The organism is Stenotrophomonas sp. YJH_SMC_21 (assembly GCF_059369555.1).
Genome location: NZ_JCAFSU010000003.1, coordinates 204343 through 224194, shown reverse-complemented (window position 1 = coordinate 224194; position 19852 = coordinate 204343). Strand labels below are relative to the sequence as shown.

Annotated in this window: 19 protein-coding genes; 14 read left to right on the top strand and 5 right to left on the bottom strand. The window is 65.3% G+C overall.

Translation table 11 applies throughout. From position 1 onward, the window contains the following. Positions 1-120 precede the first annotated feature (120 nt). Positions 121-756: a glutathione S-transferase N-terminal domain-containing protein gene (locus tag AC5P67_RS06630; RefSeq protein WP_005408842.1), complete on the top strand. Its 636-nt coding sequence runs from the start codon at positions 121-123 to the stop codon at positions 754-756. Between the two features lie 84 nt (positions 757-840). Further along, entirely contained in the window at positions 841-1293 is a 453-nt protein-coding gene (locus AC5P67_RS06625; RefSeq protein WP_005412806.1) for a ClpXP protease specificity-enhancing factor, read from the top strand. 46 nt (positions 1294-1339) lie between these two features. Here the strand turns inward: AC5P67_RS06625 and AC5P67_RS06620 are convergent, their stop codons facing one another. The 4 genes from AC5P67_RS06620 to AC5P67_RS06605 all read right to left on the bottom strand — a co-directional run bounded on the left by AC5P67_RS06620 (position 1340) and on the right by AC5P67_RS06605 (position 3991). Beyond that, a complete protein-coding gene (locus tag AC5P67_RS06620) occupies positions 1340-1690 on the bottom strand; it encodes a DUF3301 domain-containing protein (protein ID WP_005408844.1) in 351 nt (116 codons plus the stop codon). A gap of 67 nt (positions 1691-1757) precedes the next feature. After that, positions 1758-2759, bottom strand: a complete 1002-nt coding sequence (locus AC5P67_RS06615; RefSeq protein ID WP_111193803.1) for a DUF2272 domain-containing protein — start codon at positions 2757-2759, stop codon at positions 1758-1760. A 114-nt stretch (positions 2760-2873) separates the two neighbouring features. Then, positions 2874-3725, bottom strand: coding sequence for a carboxylating nicotinate-nucleotide diphosphorylase (gene nadC, locus AC5P67_RS06610; RefSeq protein ID WP_005408846.1), 852 nt, complete (start codon positions 3723-3725; stop codon positions 2874-2876). Next, on the bottom strand, positions 3722-3991 hold the full coding sequence (locus tag AC5P67_RS06605; protein WP_099474841.1) for a Trm112 family protein: 270 nt from the start codon (positions 3989-3991) through the stop codon (positions 3722-3724). The genes nadC and AC5P67_RS06605 overlap by 4 nt, the downstream gene beginning before the upstream one ends. Before the next feature lie 58 nt (positions 3992-4049). Between AC5P67_RS06605 and purE the strand changes: the two genes are divergently transcribed. The 3 genes from purE to AC5P67_RS06590 all read left to right on the top strand — a co-directional run bounded on the left by purE (position 4050) and on the right by AC5P67_RS06590 (position 6151). Further along, positions 4050-4553, top strand: coding sequence for a 5-(carboxyamino)imidazole ribonucleotide mutase (gene purE, locus AC5P67_RS06600; RefSeq protein WP_005412808.1), 504 nt, complete (start codon positions 4050-4052; stop codon positions 4551-4553). Beyond that, entirely contained in the window at positions 4550-5698 is a 1149-nt protein-coding gene (locus tag AC5P67_RS06595) for a 5-(carboxyamino)imidazole ribonucleotide synthase (protein WP_005408849.1), read from the top strand. Before purE ends, AC5P67_RS06595 begins: the two co-directional genes overlap by 4 nt. Before the next feature lie 111 nt (positions 5699-5809). After that, complete coding sequence (locus AC5P67_RS06590) at positions 5810-6151, top strand: carboxymuconolactone decarboxylase family protein (RefSeq protein WP_111193802.1); 342 nt, start codon at positions 5810-5812, stop codon at positions 6149-6151. Between the two features lie 114 nt (positions 6152-6265). Here AC5P67_RS06590 and AC5P67_RS06585 read toward each other — a convergent pair whose 3' ends face one another. Continuing rightward, a complete protein-coding gene (locus AC5P67_RS06585; protein ID WP_032966020.1) occupies positions 6266-6844 on the bottom strand; it encodes a superoxide dismutase in 579 nt (192 codons plus the stop codon). A gap of 121 nt (positions 6845-6965) precedes the next feature. Between AC5P67_RS06585 and grxD the strand changes: the two genes are divergently transcribed. The 9 genes from grxD (at position 6966) to AC5P67_RS06540 (ending at position 19846) form a co-directional block, all read left to right on the top strand. Beyond that, positions 6966-7286 (top strand): Grx4 family monothiol glutaredoxin, encoded by a 321-nt coding sequence (grxD, locus tag AC5P67_RS06580; protein WP_005408852.1) that lies wholly within the window; start codon positions 6966-6968, stop codon positions 7284-7286. Next, on the top strand, positions 7283-8059 hold the full coding sequence (locus AC5P67_RS06575) for an SDR family NAD(P)-dependent oxidoreductase (RefSeq protein ID WP_099523939.1): 777 nt from the start codon (positions 7283-7285) through the stop codon (positions 8057-8059). Before grxD ends, AC5P67_RS06575 begins: the two co-directional genes overlap by 4 nt. Before the next feature lie 232 nt (positions 8060-8291). Continuing rightward, on the top strand, positions 8292-11540 hold the full coding sequence (locus AC5P67_RS06570; RefSeq protein WP_080101792.1) for a TonB-dependent receptor: 3249 nt from the start codon (positions 8292-8294) through the stop codon (positions 11538-11540). A gap of 252 nt (positions 11541-11792) precedes the next feature. Beyond that, positions 11793-13181, top strand: coding sequence for a nucleotide 5'-monophosphate nucleosidase PpnN (gene ppnN / locus AC5P67_RS06565; protein ID WP_049432572.1), 1389 nt, complete (start codon positions 11793-11795; stop codon positions 13179-13181). Positions 13182-13342: 161 nt separating this feature from the next. Further along, on the top strand, positions 13343-13858 hold the full coding sequence (locus tag AC5P67_RS06560) for a GspH/FimT family pseudopilin (protein ID WP_043034372.1): 516 nt from the start codon (positions 13343-13345) through the stop codon (positions 13856-13858). Then, entirely contained in the window at positions 13855-14355 is a 501-nt protein-coding gene (pilV, locus tag AC5P67_RS06555; protein WP_106549010.1) for a type IV pilus modification protein PilV, read from the top strand. The genes AC5P67_RS06560 and pilV overlap by 4 nt, the downstream gene beginning before the upstream one ends. Further along, entirely contained in the window at positions 14352-15521 is a 1170-nt protein-coding gene (locus AC5P67_RS06550) for a PilW family protein (RefSeq protein WP_109338059.1), read from the top strand. The genes pilV and AC5P67_RS06550 overlap by 4 nt, the downstream gene beginning before the upstream one ends. 3 nt (positions 15522-15524) lie before the next feature. Beyond that, positions 15525-16046, top strand: a complete 522-nt coding sequence (locus AC5P67_RS06545) for a pilus assembly PilX family protein (RefSeq protein ID WP_005408859.1) — start codon at positions 15525-15527, stop codon at positions 16044-16046. A gap of 11 nt (positions 16047-16057) precedes the next feature. After that, positions 16058-19846 carry a pilus assembly protein gene (locus AC5P67_RS06540; protein ID WP_099523943.1) on the top strand — a complete coding sequence of 1263 codons (3789 nt, stop codon included), beginning with the start codon at positions 16058-16060 and terminating at the stop codon, positions 19844-19846. Positions 19847-19852 lie beyond the last annotated feature (6 nt).

Sequence of the window (19852 nt, the reverse complement as noted above, 5' to 3'; positions counted from 1 at the left end):
ATCGCACGGGCCTATTGGCTTTTGTGATGGTCGGTTGCACACTCGGGGAGGAGTCGACCGCCGGCACGGTGCCGGCGGCGCCGATGCGGCAGGCGGTCTCCTGTCGTGGGAGAGCCTTTGATGGCGGCGAGCGTACGCATGCGCAATACACTGACGCTGTTTTCCTCGAACGACGATGTACTGTGCCACCGTGTACGCCTGGTCCTGGCGGCCAAGGGTGTGACCTTCGACTTCGTTCCGGTCGATCCACAGAACCCGCCTGAAGACCTGATCGACCTCAATCCGTATCACTCGGTGCCGACCCTGGTCGAACGCGAGCTGGTGCTGTACGCCGCATCAGTGGTCAGCGAGTACCTGGACGAACGTTATCCGCATCCGCCGCTGATGCCGGTCGATCCGCTCTCGCGTGCGCGCATCCGCCTGGCGATGCTGCGCATCGAGCACGACTGGGTGCCACAGGTGCAGGCCATCCAGCTCGGCAACAAGACCCAGGCCGAGGCTGGCCGCAAGCGCCTGAAGGAGCTGCTGACCGCCTCGCTGCCGCTGTTCAAGGCCAGCAAGTTCTTCCTCAACCCGGAAATGAGCCTGGCCGACTGCGCGATGGCGCCGATCATCTGGCGCCTGCAGTCGCTGGACGTACCGCTGCCGAAGGACGGCAAGGCGATCGAGGACTACGGCAACCGCATCTTCCGCCACCCCGGTTTCGTCCGCAGCCTGACCGATCAGGAAAAGAAGCTGCGCGATCTGCCGGTCTGATCCGGGCCTGCGTTACCCGTCTGCACGCCGACCGGCGTGCAGGTGATCCGCCCCGGCGGGGCGCCGGGCGCGTACACTTCACGCATGACCGAAGACTTCTTCCACATGACCAGCCACCGCCCGTACCTGCTGCGGGCGCTGGTGGAATGGATCAACGACAACCAGCTGACCCCGCACATCCTGGTCGACGCCGGCGTTCCCGGCGTGCAGGTCCCGCCTTCGGCGGTCAAGGATGGCCGGGTCGTGCTCAACATCGCCGAACGTGCTGTCGTGCGGCTGATGATCGACAACGAGATGGTGAGCTTCTCGGCGCGCTTCTCCGGTACCAGCTACCCGGTGCAGGTGCCGATCAGCGCCGTGCTGGCCGTCTACGCCCGCGAGACCGGGCAGGGCATGGCGCTACCGGATGACATCCCGGGCAACGAGACCGCTCCGACCAGCGATGAGCTGCTGCACGAGGAAGGCACGCCGCCGGACGATACGCCGCCAGCCAGCCCGCCGCCGAAGGGGCGCCCGAACCTGCGCGTGGTCAAGTAACCAGGTAACGGTGGGTGCCGACCGTTGGTCGGCACGCCTTCAGCCCTTACACATCCTCGGCATCGTCCACATCCGCGCGGATCTGGCTGATCCGCGCCGCGCCCGGACCAGTGAATGAGATCAGCTGGTCGCCGCGCAGCACCATGCGGCCCACGTGGCGATCGATGCCGTCGTAGGAATACTCGAACTTGAAGGTACGTTCGAAGCCGAGCCGGCCATCTTCGCCGCGCGACAGGCGCAGGCCGGTGGCGTGCACCGCTTGATCCAGCCATTGCACGTCGGCAGCACGGCAGGCATTGCGCCCCAGTTCGACCGCGCGCTCGGCGGCCGAACGCGCCGCGTTCCAGAAGAAATAGATGATTCCGCCGGCAATCAGCAACAGCAGCAGGGTTGGCATGGCGTCAGCCGTCAGGGGTCGATCCCGCAAAGGTGGCGGCGAACGCGCGCGGGATCAAGCGCTGCACTCACCGCCGCGGCTGCGGTTCGCTGGACATCGGCTGCGTTGGCACGATGACCGGTTGCGGTGCCGGAGTGGGCTGCATCGGCGTTGCAGTGGGCGAGGGCATCACCAGCGGTGAGGTTGCAGTCAGCTGCAGCAGCGCTGCCCAGTCCTGCCGGTTGAAGCTGCATTCGTCCTCGCGACCTGGTGTGCAGCCGGGGTCGATGCCGGTGCTGTTGCGTTCGCGTGCCGGAGGCAGCTTGATCAGCCCCGTACGATCCAGCTGCAGCAACCGCATCGCCACGGTGTTCATCACGTTGCCACCGACCAGGTACAGGGTCTGGTCGCCGCCGAGGTTGGCCGCCACCACCACTTCGCAATGCGATTTCCAGTGGCCCACCGAGCCATTGCCCAGTGCCTGCACCAGCCCGCTGTAGCTGAGCGTGGTGCTGCGGTCGCGCAGGAAGCACAGCAGGTCGCCCGGTGCGGGTTTGGCCGTGGCCGGGTCGACCAGCCGGTACGGCACGCCCGAGGGGCCGCCCTGGTAGGCGGCACGGATGTAGTCGATGTGGCGTGGCGACGTATTGAAGCCAGGAACGCCGGACTGCACCATCACCCAGGAAATGAACGCGGCCGACCACGGGTTGTCGATCAGGAAGGCGCGGCAGTCGCTGTCGGTGTAGCGCGTGCCCAACGGCGCCAGGCAGCTGCTGGCGCCCGCGATGCTGCCCATTGCATTGAGCGTGCCGCTGTTGCGCCAGTAGCCTGCCACCCGCTGCCAGGCGATCAGGCCATTGTCTGCCAGGTGATCGCTTTCGGCCTCGGTGACGCTGAGGCTGGCGGCACGGCCTTCACGATCGATGAAGGGCCGGTACCAGAGCCGGTGCTCATTGCAGGCGGTGTTGCGGATGGCCACCGCCAACGGACTCAGGCCGAAGCGGGGCGGAACATCGCAGGCTTCGGCGGCCGCTACGGACAACGGTGCCGCGGCCAGCAGCAGGCAGGCAGGCAAAAGCATCCGGCGCATGCGCGGCTCCTGTGGGGGATACCTCAGCGTCGCAGCGCTGTCGTGAACGCCGGGTGTGAGAACGGGGTCAGATCCCTTTCCCCATGGACAACGGATCGACCCCCACGCCAGGCCTCAACCCGGCGGCGGGCCCAGCTTCAGCGACAGATCGATGGCCTGCACGTGCTTGGTCAGTCCACCGATGGAGATGCAGTCAACGCCGTCCTCGGCGATCGAACGCAGGCCGCCCAGGCCCACGCTGCCTGACACTTCCAGCGGAATGCGGCCGGCCGTGATGCGCACTGCCTCGCGGCGCAGGTCGGGGCTGAAGTCATCCAGCAGGATGCGCTCGCAACCGGCTTCCAGCGCCTGGCGCAGCTGGGCCAGGTCCTCGACCTCGACCACCAGCGGCAGCGCGGGCCATTGCCGGCGCGCGGCGGCCACCGCCGCGGCCAGCGAACCGGCGGCACGGATGTGGTTTTCCTTCAGCATCACCGTGTCATAGAGGCCGAAGCGGTGGTTGTCGCCGCCGCCACAGCGCACTGCGTACTTCTGCGCCAGGCGCAGGCCAGGCAGAGTCTTGCGGGTGTCGAGGATGCGCGTGCCGGTACCGGCCACCGCCGCCACGTAGCGGGCAGTGGTGGTGGCGGTGCCAGACAGCGTCTGCAGGAAGTTCAGCGAGGTGCGCTCGGCGCTGACCAGGCTGCGGCTGCGCCCGTGCAGCAGGGCCAGCACGGTGCCTGCGGTGACCGCGTCACCTTCGGAGACACGCCATTCGATGCGCACGTCCGGGTCGAGTGCGCGGTGGGTGGCGTCGAACCACGGACGGCCGGCAATCACCCCGTCCTGCTTGCACAGCAGGTAAGCGCTGTCGGCCTGGTCGGGCAGCAGGGCGGCGGTGACGTCGCCGCTGCCCAGGTCCTCGGCCAGCGCCCGCGCGACATCGGCGGCGACAACGGCCGCATCCGGCGTCGGCAGCGCGCTCATGCGGCCGGGAAGTCGGCGATCTGGGCGGTCGGGATGGCTTCCTCGGCCAGCAGCACCGGGATGCCGTCGTCAACGCGGAACACCTGCTTGCGGTCGCGGGTGACCAGGGCTTCGCGCAGCGGCTGCGCCAGCGGGTTGCCATCGGCCTTGTTCACCGCGCCGACGGAAATGGCCTTGTTGAGGGTTTCCAGGCCCTTGCCATCCAGCAGGGACAGGGGCTGGCGGGTGTCCGGCGACACCAGCAGGTCGAGCAGCTTGCGATCCATGGTTCTTCGTCTTGCGTGGAAGATGGCTAGAATACGTCTTTAAGGCAGGTGACGGCCAATGACCCCCAACCCGATCGCGCCGCTTGTCGGCATCGTCATGGGTTCCCGTTCCGACTGGGAAACCATGCAGCACGCCGCCCAGAAGCTTGAAGCCCTGGGTGTTCCGTTCGAAGTGAAGGTGGTGTCCGCGCATCGGACGCCGGATGTGTTGTTCAGTTACGCCGAGCAGGCGGGCCCGCGTGGCCTGCGCGCGATCATCGCCGGCGCCGGCGGGGCCGCCCACCTGCCGGGCATGATCGCCGCCAAGACCGCCGTGCCGGTGCTGGGCGTGCCGGTGCAGTCCAAGGCCCTCAACGGCATGGATTCGCTGCTGTCGATCGTGCAGATGCCTGCCGGCATCCCGGTCGCCACCTTCGCCATCGGCAATGCCGGCGCGTCCAACGCGGCGCTGTTCGCTGCTGCGATGCTGGCCAGCGACCAGCCGGCGATCGGCCAGGCGCTCGACGCCTTCCGTGCACGCCAGACCGAAGACGTGATGGCCCACGACGATCCGCGCCAATGAGCCTGACCGTCGGCATCCTGGGCGGCGGCCAGCTCGCCCGCATGATGGTCCTGGCCGGTGCGCCGCTGGGACTGCGCTTCCAGCTGTACGACCCGGCGGCCGACGCCTGCAGTGGCCCGCTGGCGCCGCTCACCGTCGGTGCCTTCGATGACCGCCACGCGCTGGCGGACTTCGCCGCCAAGGTCGATGTGGTCACTTTCGATTTCGAGAACGTGCCCGCAGACAGCGCGCAGTTCCTGGCCGACCGCGTGCCGGTCTATCCGCCGCCGGCCGCGCTGGCGGTGGCCCAGGACCGATTGAGCGAGAAGACCCTGTTCCAGCAGTTGGGCATCCCGCTGCCGGCCTTCGCTGATATCCGCAGCCGTGACGAGCTGGCTGCGAAGGCGGCTGAGTTCGGCCTGCCGTGCATCCTCAAGACCCGCCGCCTTGGTTATGACGGAAAGGGCCAGTTCCGCCTGCGCAGCGAGGCCGACATCGACGCCGCGTGGGATGCACTGGGCGCGCAGGTCGAGCGTACCGGCCTGATCCTGGAAGGCTTCGTGGCGTTCCAGCGCGAGGTCAGCGTGGTCGCCGTGCGTGGCCGCGATGGCAGCTTCGAAGCCTGGCCGGTCACCGGCAACTGGCATGTCGACGGCGTGCTGTCGGCCAGCGTGGCACCGGCTGTGCTGTCCGATGCCGAGCAGCAGGCCGCGATCGGCTATGCCCGCCGTGTCGCCGAGCACCTGCAGTACGTCGGCGTGTTCGCGCTGGAGCTGTTCTGTCGCGATGGCGAGCTGTTGGCCAACGAGATGGCGCCGCGCGTACACAACTCCGGCCACTGGACCATCGAGGGCAGCGAGACCTCGCAGTTCGAGAACCATCTGCGTGCCGTGCTGGGCCTGCCGCTGGGCAGCACCCGCATGCTCGGCCACGCCTGCATGCTGAACTGGCTGGGCGCGATGCCGGACCCGGCACCGGTGCTGGGCCAGGCCAGCGGCCATTGGCACGACTATGGCAAGGAGCCGCGCGAAGGCCGCAAGGTCGGCCACGCCACGTTGCGCGATGACGATGCTGCCGCGTTGGCCGATGCGCTGGAGCAGGTCGGCCTGGAGCTGGATCGCCAGGCCCAGGTGGCGCCGGCGGTGCACGCGCTGCGCAATCGCTGAGCCCGGTAGTGCCGGCCGCTGGCCGGCAGTGCAACGCTGTGAAGCGCCGGTGCAGGCATCGGCGCAACATTCCCGGTGGTAGCGTGGAGCTCCTTTCACAGGAGTCACCCCATGCTCGACTGGAATGCCTACCGCAAGGAACTGAAGGGCCGTATCGGCGAGATCGGCAAGCTCTCGCCGGATACGGTGAAGGGTTACGCCACGCTGGCCAATGCCGGTGCCCAGACCAACCACCTCGATGCGAAGACCCGCGCGCTGATCGCGTTGGCGGTGGCGGTCACTACCCGCTGCGACGGTTGCATCACCGTGCACGTGGATGCCGCGCTGAAGCACGGTGCCAACCGCGAGGAAATCGCCGAGGCGCTGGGTGTGGCGGTGTCGCTCAATGCCGGTGCGGCGTTGGTGTACTCGGCGCGGGTGATGGATGCGGTGGCCGCGCACGAGAACGCGTGAAGTCACGCTCTGCTTTCCGGTAGTGCCAGCCGCTGGCTGGCAGATTCGCCATCTCTGTACACCGATGGGGATGCCGGCCAGCGGCCGGCACTACCCCGGAGCGGAGCCGCTGCCTCAGCGTAGCTGGCTCTCAGCGAATTCCCAGTTGACCATCTGCCAGAACGCGTCCAGATAGCGCGCGCGGTCATTCTGGTAGTCGGTGTAGTAGGCGTGCTCCCAGACATCGCAGCACAGCAGCGGCGTGCTTTCACCCGTCAGCGGCGTGCCGGCATTGCGGGTCGCCTGGATGCCCAGCTGTCCGCCCGGATGCTGCACCAGCCACACCCAGCCGGAGCCGAACAGGCCCAGCGCGGTACGGTTGAATTCCTCGCGCAGGCGCTGCACGTCGCCGAACTGGCGCTTCACCAGCTCGCCCAGGCGACCCTGCGGTTCGCCACCGCCACGCGGTCGCAGGCACTGCCAGTAGAAGCCGTGGTTCCACGCCTGGGCGGCCGCATCGAACAGCTTGCCCTGGGCCTGGCGGACGATCTCTTCCAGTGACGCGTCTTCCCACTCGGTGCCGAGGATGCCGGCATTGACCGCATCCACGTAGGCGCGATGGTGGCGGCCGTGGTGCAGCTCCAGGGTCTGTGCGGACAGGTGCGGCTGCAGGGAGCCGGAAAGGTAGGGCAGGGCAGGCAATTCGACAGGCATGGACAGGTTCGTGGCCAGAGGGGCGGCGGCAGCCGGTTCCATCCGCTTACAATGGCGGCTACCGTGGGCAGTCTAGCCGACCACCGCGGTCGGTTTGTCCGGCGAAGCAAGGAGTGAGGTTGTGGCGGTAATGCAGCAAATCCAGGCCGAGGTCGATCGTTACCCGCTCGTGCTGTTCATGAAGGGCACCCCGCAGTACCCGATGTGCGGTTTCTCCAGCCGCGCCGTACAGGCGTTGATGGCAGCCGGCGCGGTCACACTGCGCACCGTCAACGTGCTGGAAGAACCCGAGATCCGCGCCAACCTGCCGCGGTTCTCCAACCTGCCGACCTTCCCGCAGCTGTTCATCAATGGAGAGCTGATCGGCGGCTGCGACATCGTCCTGGAACTGTTTGAAGCCGGCGAGCTCAAGCGCATCGTCGAAGAGGCGACCCAGGGATGAGTGCCTGGCCATCGACGTCACCGACCAACGGGGCGCTCGATGGCCGCCCGTTGCAGGATCGCGTGGTGCTGGTTGCCGGCGCCGGCGGTGGGCTGGGCAGTGCGGCGGCCGTTGCCGCCGCCGCCGCCGGGGCCACCGTGGTCCTGCTGGGCCGCAAGCCGCGCCGCCTGGACCGTGTCTATGCCCAGGTCCAGGCCGTCGGCCCGGAACCGCTGCTGTATCCGCTGGATCTGGAGGGTGCGGGCCCCGACGACTATGCCGAACTGGCCCAGGCCCTGCAGCGCGAGCTGGGGCGCCTGGATGGAGTGCTGGTCTGTGCCGCCCATTTCCCCGGATTGACCCCGTTCGAACTGGCCGACCCGGCCAGTTTCGCCCGTGCGGTGCATGTCACGCTCACTGCTCCGGCGTGGCTGGCCCAGGCGTGCCTGCCGCTGCTGCGGCAGAGCGAGGACGCGGCCCTGGTGTTTGCGGTCGATGCCTCCGAACGGGTGGGGCAGGCCTATTGGGGCGGATACGGTGTGGCCCAGCATGGCCTGCGCGGGCTGATCACCAGCCTGCATGACGAACTCGGCCGCAGCCCGGTGCGGGTCAGCGGCCTGTATCCGGGCCCCCTGCGCACGGCGCTGCGCGCCAGGGCCTATTCCGTCGACCAGGACCCGGCCGCCCGGGGCCCGGAGGCCGCCGCTGCGGCGGCCGTGACCCTGCTGTCCAGCGCTGGGCTTGCCTGGCGGGGCCGGATTCTCGACGCCAGTGAGGCGCCCCTGCCGGAATGAGGCCGGGGGAAAGGCGGAGTGAAGAACCCGTCACGATTGCGTTGCGATCCGGTGCCGTTTGTCGCACAACCGTCACATTGATGGCGTAGCGTGTTAATCTAGTGTTAACCGTTGTGGCTGCCTTCAGCCAAGCGGTAGGGAACCCCAGATAAATCTCCGACCAGCCACCCGCAGGGCTGTTTGGATGCGCTTTTTTTCCGCCATCGCCAACTCGCATCGAGGCTACCGAAAAATGACCCACCCACTCCGGATGTCCAAGCTCACCCTTGGTCTCGTGGCTGCGCTCGCCGCCGCTCCCGCCTTCGCCCAGAGCACCTCTGCCGGTGTCGGCGGCCAGGTGATGTCCGCCGCAGGCCAGCCTGTCGCCGGCGCTGAAGTCACCATCACCCACACCGAGTCGGGCACCGTTTCGCGTGCCACCACCGATGCGTCGGGTCGATACAACGCGCGCGGCCTGCGCGTGGGTGGTCCGTACACCATCACCATCACCAAGTCCGGTGAAGGCACCAAGACCGAAGAGGGTGTCTACCTGAACCTGAACCAGGTCAACACCGTCAACGCCAACCTGGGCGGTGACCTGGCTGCGACCAATCTGGACGCGGTGAACGTTGTTGCGACCGCCGGCGGCCTGGACCTGTTCAGCGCCAACAAGATGGGCACCGGCAGCAACGTGACCCGCGAAACGATGGACGCGCTGCCGTCGGCCAACCGCAACATCCAGGACTACATCCGCCTGGACCCGCGCATCTCGCAGGTCAGCAAGGCTGACGGCGCGATCTCGGCCGGTGGCCAGAACACCCGCTACAACGCCATCCGCATCGACGGCATCAGCGCCTCCGATCCGTTCGGCCTGGGCTCCAACAACCTGCCGACCGAGCGTCAGCCGGTGTCGATGGACGCCATCCAGGAAATCAACATCGACCTGGCCAACTACGACACCACCATCGCCGGTGGTACCGGTGCGGTGATCAACGCCGTGACCAAGTCGGGTACCAATGAGTTCCACGGCACCGTGTACGGCTCGTACCGCGACAAGGACATGGTCCGTTCGCGCCTGGAAGGTGACAAGTCGGACTTCAATGGTTTCAAGGACGAGAAGACCTACGGCATGACGTTCGGCGGTCCGATCCTCAAGGACAAGCTGTTCTTCTTCACCAACTATGAAAAGTACGAGCGTAGCGGCGGCGGCGTGAGCCTGAGTGACAGCCCGTACAACAAGGATCCGTCCAAGGGCGGCATCAGTGACGCCGACATCTCGGCAGTCCAGAAGCGCATGAGTGATCTGGGCTATCCGGTCGGCGGCGTTGACGGTCTGAACAACAAGACGACGATCGAAGAGTACGCCGTCAAGCTCGACTGGAACATCAACGAGAACCACCGTGCGGCCCTGCGCTACAACAAGATGAAGCAGGACGTCGTCCGCTTCCCGCAGGTCAGCAGCAGCGCGCTGTCGCTGAGTGACTTCTGGTACACCCAGCCGACCCAGTACGAAACCTGGATGGGTGAACTGTTCAGTGACTGGTCCGAGAACTTCTCGACCGAGTTCAAGGTTTCGCACAAGGACTACTCGTCCAATCGTGTCGCGGCTTCGCACCTGCCGCAGATGCGCGTGCGCTTCGGCAACAACTCGCTGTACCTGGGCACCGAGCAGAACACCCACACCAATCTGGTCGAGTCGAAGGAACTTAGCGCCTTCGGTGCCGGTACCTGGTACATCGGTGACCACACCGTCAAGTTCGGTTTCGATTACACCGACAATAACCTGATGAACTTCTACGGCCGTAATCTGTACGGCGCGTACGACTTCCGCGACTTGGCGTCGTTCCTGAAGGGTACCGCCAACGGCTACCAGCTGCGCGTGCCGCGTCCGGGTGGCAGCTTGGATGATATTCCGGCCAAGTTCCATCTGAAGAACACTGGCCTGTTCATCCAGGACACCTGGGCGATCAACTACAACCTGAGCCTGATGTTTGGTGTCCGTCTTGATATCCCGGACTTCACCAGCCAGAACAAGTACAACACCGACATCCAGTCGCGCTACGGCTACGACAACACCAAACTGGTGGACAAGAGCCTGTTCCAGCCGCGTGTTGGCTTCAACTACACCTTCGACAGCGATCGTCCGACCCAGCTGCGCGGTGGCGTTGGCTTGTTCGGCGGTGCAGCACCGAACGTGTGGCTGGCAGGTGCCTACCAGAACACCGGTCTGAACTACGTCGAGTACAACGTCAGTGGCAACCCGGGTGGTTTCAGTGCTGATGCCGACAATCCGTTCATTCCGGATCCGTCGAAGATCATTGCTCGCCAGAACGTGGACATTATCGCTCCGGGCACCCGCCTGCCGTCGGTGTGGAAGGCCAACCTGGCGTTCGACCATGAGCTGCCGTGGTACGGCATCGTGGCGTCGGCTGAAGTGCTGTTCACCAAGGTCAAGGATGGTCTGTACTTCGAACGTCTGGACCTGACGGACGGCAAGGGCAAGGGTGCGACCTTCGTTTCGGCGCAGGACGGTCGTGAGCTGTACTGGAACCCGGCAGGTCTGAATCAGGCCAACAGCAAGATCGACAGCCGTTCCGGCGACAACCTGGGCATGGAGAACGGCACCAACGGCGCGCTGAACCGCGCCAACCGTCCGAACAACATCGGTGACGTGATGTTGCTGCGCAACACCGACAAGGGTCGTGGCAGCCAGGCTACCTTCTCGCTGGCCAAGCCGCTGACCGAGAACTGGGGCTGGTCGCTGGGTTACACCTACACCCAGTCGAAGGAAGTTAGCCCGCTGACCAGCTCGCAGAACACCTCGAACTGGAACAACACCCAGATCCTGAACGCCAACGAGAACATCGCGTACAACTCGCGCTATGCAATCAAGGACCGTATCACCGGCACCCTGGAGTGGAAGCACAACTTCTTCGGTGACAACGCTACCCGTATCGGCCTCTTCTACGAAGGTCGCTCGGGCCGTCCGTACAGCTACGTGTTCTACAACGATGCCAACGGCGACAGCGCCATCGGCAACGATCTGTTCTACGTGCCGAAGGGTGTGGGCGACGTGCTGTTCACTGGCGGCGCAACGATGGAGAAGAAGTTCTTCGATTGGCTGGCGCAGAACCCGGAACTCGAGGCCTACCGTGGCAGCGTGGTCCCGGCCAACTCGCACCGCGCCAAGTGGGTCAACAGCTTCGACGTTCGTATCAGCCAGGAATTCCCAGGCTTCGTGAAGGGTCACAAGGGTGAAGTCGCCCTGGACATCATGAATGTCGGCAACCTGCTGAACAAGAAGTGGGGCCTCATTGACGACTACGGCTTCTATGCAACCCGCCGCGTGGGCAACTTCGCAGGTATCGATCCGGCCACCGGGAAGTATGTGTACTCGTTCACCGGTGCGGATGATTCCTCGATCCAGGAAAACAACAATGACAAGGGCAACACTGCCGTGTCGCGTTGGTCCATGCAGCTGACTGTGAAGTACAAGTTCTGATCCGTCAGAGCTTGATGATGTAAACGGAAACGGCCGGGGAAACCCGGCCGTTTTCCGTTCAGGCGAAAGTCCTTGCAGGCCACTCTGCATCGGCGTAGCATCCGGAAATGTGCGCGGTGCCAACGCCGCCGATGCGGTCCCGGAAAGGCGAACGCGGGGAGCACACATCCAACGGTCGGGCTTCCCGGCCGTTTTGCTTTTTAAGGGGGCGGCAGTACAGTCGGAAACCTTGAAGGAAGCAAAAAATTGGACATGACCACGAACGAAAAATCAGCCCGCGCACTGCCGGTGCAGGACGCGCGGATCTACCCGCGCGGTGGGCTGGATGTGCTGTCGCGGGCCGAAGTGGCCCGCCTGCGCGATGCCTCTGCCGGCGGCATGCACGAGCTGCTGCGCCGCTGCGCGCTGGCCGTGCTGACCAGCGGCAGTGCCTCTGACGATCCGCGCGCGGCGCGCGATCTGTATCCCGATTTCGACATCCAGGTGGCGCAGCAGGATCGCGGCGTGCGCATCGACCTGGTCAACGCGCCGGCCATGGCCTTCGTCGATGGCGAGATCATCCGCGGTGTTGCCGAACTGCTGTTCGCCGTGGTGCGTGACCTGGCCTACATGGCCATCGAGATGGGCCCTGCCTACGCGGCCGAGCTGGAGTCGTCCGAGGGCATCACCAACGCGGTGTTCGGCCTGCTGCGCAACGCGCGCATCCTCAATCCGGGCGACCCGAACCTGGTGGTCTGCTGGGGCGGCCACTCGATCTCGCGCGACGAATACCTGTACACCAAGCAGGTGGGCTATGAGCTGGGCCTGCGCGGCCTGGACATCTGCACCGGCTGCGGCCCCGGCGCGATGAAGGGCCCGATGAAGGGCGCCACCATCGCCCACGCCAAGCAGCGCCGTACCGTGACGCGTTACATCGGCCTGACCGAGCCGGGCATCATCGCCGCCGAGTCGCCGAACCCGATCGTCAACCACCTGGTGATCATGCCGGACATCGAAAAGCGCCTGGAGGCCTTTGTCCGCATCGGCCACGGCATCATCGTGTTCGCCGGTGGCGTCGGCACCGCCGAGGAGATCCTGTATCTGCTCGGCATCCTGCTGCGCGAGGAGAACAAGGATCTGCCGTTCCCGCTGATCCTGACCGGACCGACCGTGGCGGCGCCGTACTTCGAGCAGATCGACCGCTTCATCCGCCTGACCCTGGGTGACGAAGCAGCCGAGCGCTACGAGATCATCATCGGCGACCCGGTCGCGGTGGCGAAGAAGATGGCCAATGGCATCAAGCGCGTGCGCGAGCACCGCCTGGCGCAGAAGGACTCGTTCTTCTTCAACTGGTCGATCGAGATTCCGTGGGAGTACCAGCAGCCGTTCGTGCCGACCCATGAGGCGATGGCGGCGCTGGACCTGCACCACGGGCGTGCACCGCATGCGCTGGCGGCGGACCTTCGCCGGGCGTTCTCGGGCATTGTCGCCGGCAACGTGAAGGAAGACGGCATGCGCCGCATCGAAGAGTTCGGGCCGTTCCAGATCCATGGCGACCCGGACATGATGCAGGCCCTGGACGGGCTGCTGCGCGCTTTCGTCGAGCAGCGCCGGATGAAGATCTCCGGCGAATACCAGCCCTGCTACCAGGTGCTGGCCTGAGCCTGCGCCGGCGCGATGGGGATCGCGCCGGCCGGGGTGGGGCGGGGCGGGTCGTCAAGGCTTTGACGCCCGTCGCCCTGGATTGACCGTTCATCCTGCCGCCGCTTGCCGGTGGCAGGGCGATGGCCCATCGTGGCCATCAACACGCTGGGGAGCGTCCAATGTCTTTGCGCCGGCAAAACGGCTTCACGCTGGTCGAGTTGATGATCACGCTGGTCATCCTGGTCATTCTGGCCAGCATCTCCTATCCCAGCTTCCGCACCGCGATGCGCTCAAACCGCCTGACCACCACCAACAACGAGGTGATCGGTCTGTTGTCGCTCGCCCGCAGCGAGGCCATCCGCAACCGCCACGGTGGCGGGGTGTGCGGCAGCAGCAACGGCACGTCCTGCGATGGCGAGTGGAGCAAGGGCATGCTGGCCTGGGGCGACGTCGATGGCGATGGCTCCGTCAGCGGCAGCGAGAGCGTGCTGCGCTTCTCCAAGGGCAGCAGCAGCCTGGCGGTCGAGGCTCCCAGCCCGGCCGTCATCTCCTTCGACTCCCAGGGGCGCCGTCGCGCGTCCGCCGACCAGGTCGTGAGCCTGGTGCCGCAAGGCTGCAAGGCGGGTGACCCCATGCGGACCCTGATCGTCCTGTTCTCCGGTCAGGTCCGCTCCACCGCAGGAACCTGCAAATGAAACGTCGTCGTTCCGGCTTGGGCGGGCCCGCCCGCAGTCGTGGCTTCAGCCTGATCGAGGTGCTGATCGCGCTGCTGGTGCTGGCGTTCGGCCTGCTTGGCTTTGCGCTGCTGCAGACCATGAACGTGCGGTTCGTGCAGAGCGCCAGCCAGCGCACCCAGGCCACCAGCCTGGCCTACGATCTGATCGAGCTGATGCGCGTGCAGCGCAGCGAAACCCTCAACGGTGGCGAATACACCAAGGCCTCCTTCACCGCCGGCTCGGTCACCGCACCGGCGGGCCCCTGCACCTGGCCCAACAGTGCCGACGTGACGGCCTCCAAGGCGAACGTGGCGCGCTGGCAATGCCAGGTCGTCAAGGTGCTGGGAGGCAAGGCCAGCGCCAACGTGACTGTCAATGATGGCTTGGTCACGGTGGGCATCGGCTGGGGAGACGAGCGATGGAACGCAGCCAATCCCGACAGCATCACCACGTTCACCCTGGTTACCCGTCTATGAAGCGCGCGCCTTCCGTTGCCAGCCATGCGGCAGGCCTTTCGCTGGTGGAACTGCTGATCTCGCTGGTCATCGGCCTGGTGCTGATGCTGGGCGTGACCCAGATCTTCATGGCCTCGCGGGCGGCGTCGCAGCTGTCCGAGGGTGTCGCGCGCACCCAGGAAAACGCTCGATTCGCACTGGAGTTCCTCGAGCGCGACATCCGGATGGCCGGGCACATGGGCTGCGTGAACGACCAGGCGCACCTGGTGCGCGCCCAGGACAGTGTCAAGGTCAACATTGCCGGCGTGAAGTCGGGTGATGGCAGCCCGATGGACTTCTCGGTGCCGATCCAGGGTTACGAGGCGCAGGGCACCGCGCCTGGCAACAAGCTGACCCTCGGCGCAAGCTGGGGAGCTGCCGGCAGCACGCCGTCGGCGATCACCAATCTGAAGCCCAAACCGCTGGGTGGCAGCGACATCATCGTGATGCGCTACCTGGCGCCGGAAGGCTCGCCGGTGCTGTCCATCGGTTCCGGTAATTCACCGGACATCACGATCGCCAAGGACGCGGCGGCCCGACTGTCGGCCGGTGCCGTCACCACGCCCTCGGCGTTTGCCGTGGCCGATTGCAGCAAGGTGGATGTGTTCGCCGGGAAAATCGCCGACAGCACGATCACGGCCAGCAAGGTCGATCTCTCGGCGTATTCGGCCAACAACGCGGTGACCATGGTCTATCGGGTGGAATCGATGGCGTACTACGTGGCCACCAATACCGCCGGCGAACCGGCGCTGTACCGCGCGCGTGGCGCTGGCGACAACACGTTCGCCACCGGTGAGGAACTGGTGGAAGGCATCGAGAGCCTGCAGTTCCTTTACGGCCAGGATACCGAGACGGCGATCAGCAGCACTGCGCCGCCGACCGGGGTAATCGCCTTCCAGAAGACCGCCAGCGGGGTCAGTACCGGTACCGATGCCGCCGCTGTCGCGGCGTGGCGGCGGGTTGGCCTGGTGCAGTTTGGACTTCTGGTGCGCAGCCCGCAGCGCGCCGCGGCCGAGCAGGCCAATACGGCCGTGGCCCAGCTGGGCGTGCTCGGCGTTGGCTTCAATCCGCCCACGACCTACGACGATCGTTACCGTGCCTCCTACGAGGTGTCCGTGGCACTGCGCAACCGACTGTTCGGGAACTGACCCATGAAGCCCTCCGTCTCCCGTCGATTCCAGGGGCGTACGCAGCAGCGCGGTGCGGTGCTGTACGTGGCTCTGATGCTGTTGATCCTGCTGTCGCTGATCGGCGTGGTCGGCATGCAGGTGGCGAGCATGCAGGAGCGCATGTCCTCCAACTACCGGGCCGCCAACGTGGCGTTCCAGGCCAGCGAGCGGGCGGTCCGTGACGCCGAGCGGTCGATCGAGGAGATCGACAACAATACCGGCGACGGCGGCTCGTTGAAGGCTGACGCCATCAAGCGCATCTGCGATGACGGCTTCGATCCCACCCGCTGGGTGGGAGAGCAGAAACTGTCGGCGGCGCCGGTGGTCAGCGTGCGCCGCATCGACGCCTGCATCCAGGGCGAATCGACGCTGGGCATGGGCACGCCGGAAAGCGAAGAGCCCACCCGCGTCTACCAGATCACCGCGTTCGGCTCCGATCGCGATGCCGCCACCAGCAACGAGGGTACTTCCTCGGCGGCTGTCGACACTGTTTTCAAGCTTTGAGGAACCCGGTCATGGCGACCCGAAAGATCAAGATCCTGGCCGGCTCCGGGCTGTTGCTGGCGGTGGCTGGCGGCACCTGGCTTGCGATGAACCTGTTCGCCGCGCAGGCGCAGGGCACATTGTCGCAGCACCCGATGAACCTGAAGGTCTCCGCGCCGCCGTCATTCATCATGGCGGTGGATGATTCGGGTTCGATGACCTTCCAGACCCAGTTCCCGGGGCAGGACGGAACGGCGTGCTGGCACTACGGGAGGAAGAGTTTCTTCCGGTCGGCCGGTGTTCTCAACACGCCCGATGACGTACTCCCCACCTATGATCGGTGGGGCAATGCCATCCAGACCGGCGAATGCAGCTATTTCTACGTGTTGCCGGGCGCCCGGATCAACAACTACAACGGCATCCCCGCTCTGGATGTCTTCGGGTTCGCACGATCAGCGGCCTACAATCCAACCTACTACGACCCCGCAATCAAGTACGAGCCCTGGTTGCGGATCGTAAATGAAGAGGTGCAGTCGTATCCGGACGCGAGCACGTCGGCCACCCTCATCGATCCTCGTGAGACAGATACACTCGCGATCGCCAGCAGCTATCTGGGTACTTCGTCCTGGGACGTCCAGAGGATGCAGGAAGGGATGACGGTACCGGCCGGGCAGTCCTACAGGACTGCAAGCAGGGCCAATGGTAATTTTGGCAACGAGAACGCCAATACGAGAGGCACGACCTGGAGCTCGGCGGGCTATGCGTCGCTGCGCTATGTGCCCGCAACGTTCTACATGCCGTACACCAGCGATGGTGACGCCTATCCGCAGTTGCCAGGCACTGCCAATGCTTATGCAGGTATCCAGCGAACCAAGGTCACCGGCGCCTGCGGTTCCGGATGTGACATGTGGAAGTACGTCATCGGGACCGGTGATGCTGCCGCATTGCAGAACTTCGCCAACTGGTACTCGTACTACGGTAACCGCAACCGGGCGATGATCGCCGGCATGACGCGCGCATTGAATGTCAATGACATGTATGTCGGGTATTTCCGGATCAACGATTTCCAGAATTACAACAGTTCGACAGACTCCAACAAACGGCTTGCGATCCGGGACATGAGCGTGATCGGGCAGAAGTCCGCGCTCTACAGCAGCATGATCGCGCTGACGGCCAGTGGTGGCACGCCGAATCGACATGCCGTCAACGCTGCGGGCCTGCAGTTCATGCGGACCGATGACAATGCCCCCATCAAGCTGTCCTGCCAGAAGAATGCGGTGATGCTGTTCACCGACGGCTACAGCAACAATGGCAACAACCTTTCGTCATCCCTCGCACCTGCCCCGGGCAACGTGGACGGGGACATGGGGACTCCCTTCTCGGATGGCAATTCCAACACCATGGGTGATATTGCCGCGTACTACTACGTGAACCCGTTGCGAACCGATGATCGGATGCCCCGGGGACAAGTGCCGGTGCCGGAGCAATGTGCGACCAGCACTGACAAGTCGCTGGACTGCAAGAAGGATCTGCATATCAACTTCTACGGGATCACGCTGGGCGCGCGTGGCAATCTGTTCGATCCGAACAAGCAACAGAACCCGTATACCGATTCGGCGGTCTACAGCAACTGGCCAAGTCGCCAGAACGACAACCCCAGCACCGTGGATGACATCTGGCACGCCGCGACCAATACCCGCGGTGAGTACATCAACGCGCGTACTCCGGCAGACATCACCACGGCCATGCGCCGGGTGCTGTCGTCGGTCACCTCCGGGCCAGCGCCTTCGGGCAGCCAGGGCCTGACCGGCGCGCGTATCGGTACCGGGTCGCTGGCGGTCACGCCCCAGTTCGAAGTAGCCAACGAGGAAACCGATTGGTTCAGCCGCCTGAAGGCATCCAAGCTTGCGGTGAACGACAAGACGCAGCAGACCGAGTACACGCAGGTGTGGGAAGCGGCCGAGAAACTGGGCGCGCAGCGTTCGCGCACCATCGTCGCCACCAAGGGCAATGCTGCAGTTGACTTCAGCAGCACCAACATCGCCTTCACCGATCTCTGCAACAAAGACGAGAAGCAGTATCCGGGTATTGCGCGCTGTTCTGCGACCGAGGCTGAAAAGCTGGGCGGCGACATCGCCACGGCCATGGCTTATCTGCGCGGCGACGCATCACGCGAAGTGCGCAACTCGGGGGGCATCTATCGCACCCGTACCACCGTGCTGGGTGACATCGTCAATTCCAGCCCGGTGATCAGTTCGCCCCGCGACGACTATGGCTACCAGCGCATCAGCACCGCGATGGCGACCTCGTATGCGACGTACCTGACCCGCAAGCGCAACAATGGCCGCTACATGGTCTATGTCGGTGCCAACGACGGCATGCTGCATGCCTTCGACGGTGGCATGAACGGCAACGGCGTGAGTGACAGTGCCGGAGGCAGCGAGACCTTCGCCTACATCCCCGGAACCGCGCTGGGCCACATGGCCAACCTGCTGTATCCCTACGTGGCGGCCAACAAGTCCGACCAGCGCTTCCGTCATCGCTACTACGTGGATGGACCGATCGCGGTGGCGGACGCACAGATCGGTGGCAACTGGGCCACGGCGCTGGTCGGTACGGCGGGCGCCGGTGGGCGCTCGGTGTTCGCGCTGGATGTAACCACGCCGTCCAGCTTCGGCACCGGCAATCGCCTGTGGGAAATCAGTGACGTGGCGCCGGGGCTCGACAGCACCATCAAGGCGAACATCGGCCATGTCCTTGGCAAGCCGGTGATCGTGCCGGTGAAGGAAGGGACCGGGGTGGCGTGGAAAGCGATCTTCGGCAACGGTTACAACAGCCTCAGCCGCAAGGCCGTGCTGTTCGTGGTCGACCTGGGATCGGGCGCGGTGCGGATGATCACTGCTACCGAGGCCGCAGCAACCGCACCCGCCGGTGACAATGGCCTGGGCAACATCGTGGCTGTCGACCGTTGGCGCGCCGACAGCGCCGGTGGGACGGGGCGTGTACGTGGCCGTGACGGCCTGGCGGACACGATCTATGCGGCCGACCAGCGCGGCGCGCTGTGGAAGTTCGACCTGGAAAGCACGGCAACCTCGGTCACCACGCCGGTGTTCACCACGGCGCGCCAGACCAACAACAACAACCAGGTGTATCGCCAGCCGATTACCGGTGGCATGACCGCCGTGACCGGACCCGGTGGTGGCGTGATGCTGGTGCTGGGTACCGGCAGCTTCTCCTTCGACAATGACCCCCAGGATCTCACCGCGCAGTCGCTGTACGGTGTCAACGACACCAGCAAGGACCAGCCGGAGGCCACGATCGTGCCCGCCAATCTGGTGGCCTATACGGTGACCACCACCAACAAGTTGCGCACGGTCACGGCCACGCCCTTCTCCGGGGCGGCGCGCGGATGGAGCATTGCACTGCCCGGCGCAGGTGAACGCTTTGTTGGTAATCCTGCCGTGGCGTCGGGAACGGTGTTCATGCCGACCTACATGCCTACCGCGGGTGGCCGTGGCTGTTCGACCGAGGGAAGCAACTGGCTGTTTGGCCTCAATCCGATCTCGGGTGTTGCATCGCTGGAGCAGGCGCGGGTCGGGTCCATTACCGGCACGCCCTACGGAGCGGGCACGGCTGGCGTGAGTCTCGACACCGGCGGCACCGCACCGGTGAAGGACGTCAATGTCTCGGTGATGCCACGCCTGGCAAAGGGTGCCGATCGAGGCGGACGTGCCTGCTGGATGGCGGTCAACGTGGCGGGTGCTCCGACGATGTACGTGCCTTATCCCTGCGGTCGCCAATCCTGGCGCCAGATCCAGTAACGAAGA

Coding starts and splice junctions, on each gene's coding strand:
- AC5P67_RS06630 (WP_005408842.1), top strand. CDS start 121: ATGGCGGCGAGCGTACGCATGCGCAATACACTGACGCTGTTTTCCTCG.
- AC5P67_RS06625 (WP_005412806.1), top strand. CDS start 841: ATGACCGAAGACTTCTTCCACATGACCAGCCACCGCCCGTACCTGCTG.
- AC5P67_RS06620 (WP_005408844.1), bottom strand. CDS start 1,690: ATGCCAACCCTGCTGCTGTTGCTGATTGCCGGCGGAATCATCTATTTC.
- AC5P67_RS06615 (WP_111193803.1), bottom strand. CDS start 2,759: ATGCGCCGGATGCTTTTGCCTGCCTGCCTGCTGCTGGCCGCGGCACCG.
- nadC (WP_005408846.1), bottom strand. CDS start 3,725: ATGAGCGCGCTGCCGACGCCGGATGCGGCCGTTGTCGCCGCCGATGTC.
- AC5P67_RS06605 (WP_099474841.1), bottom strand. CDS start 3,991: ATGGATCGCAAGCTGCTCGACCTGCTGGTGTCGCCGGACACCCGCCAG.
- purE (WP_005412808.1), top strand. CDS start 4,050: ATGACCCCCAACCCGATCGCGCCGCTTGTCGGCATCGTCATGGGTTCC.
- AC5P67_RS06595 (WP_005408849.1), top strand. CDS start 4,550: ATGAGCCTGACCGTCGGCATCCTGGGCGGCGGCCAGCTCGCCCGCATG.
- AC5P67_RS06590 (WP_111193802.1), top strand. CDS start 5,810: ATGCTCGACTGGAATGCCTACCGCAAGGAACTGAAGGGCCGTATCGGC.
- AC5P67_RS06585 (WP_032966020.1), bottom strand. CDS start 6,844: ATGCCTGTCGAATTGCCTGCCCTGCCCTACCTTTCCGGCTCCCTGCAG.
- AC5P67_RS06575 (WP_099523939.1), top strand. CDS start 7,283: ATGAGTGCCTGGCCATCGACGTCACCGACCAACGGGGCGCTCGATGGC.
- AC5P67_RS06570 (WP_080101792.1), top strand. CDS start 8,292: ATGACCCACCCACTCCGGATGTCCAAGCTCACCCTTGGTCTCGTGGCT.
- ppnN (WP_049432572.1), top strand. CDS start 11,793: ATGACCACGAACGAAAAATCAGCCCGCGCACTGCCGGTGCAGGACGCG.
- AC5P67_RS06560 (WP_043034372.1), top strand. CDS start 13,343: ATGTCTTTGCGCCGGCAAAACGGCTTCACGCTGGTCGAGTTGATGATC.
- pilV (WP_106549010.1), top strand. CDS start 13,855: ATGAAACGTCGTCGTTCCGGCTTGGGCGGGCCCGCCCGCAGTCGTGGC.
- AC5P67_RS06550 (WP_109338059.1), top strand. CDS start 14,352: ATGAAGCGCGCGCCTTCCGTTGCCAGCCATGCGGCAGGCCTTTCGCTG.
- AC5P67_RS06545 (WP_005408859.1), top strand. CDS start 15,525: ATGAAGCCCTCCGTCTCCCGTCGATTCCAGGGGCGTACGCAGCAGCGC.
- AC5P67_RS06540 (WP_099523943.1), top strand. CDS start 16,058: ATGGCGACCCGAAAGATCAAGATCCTGGCCGGCTCCGGGCTGTTGCTG.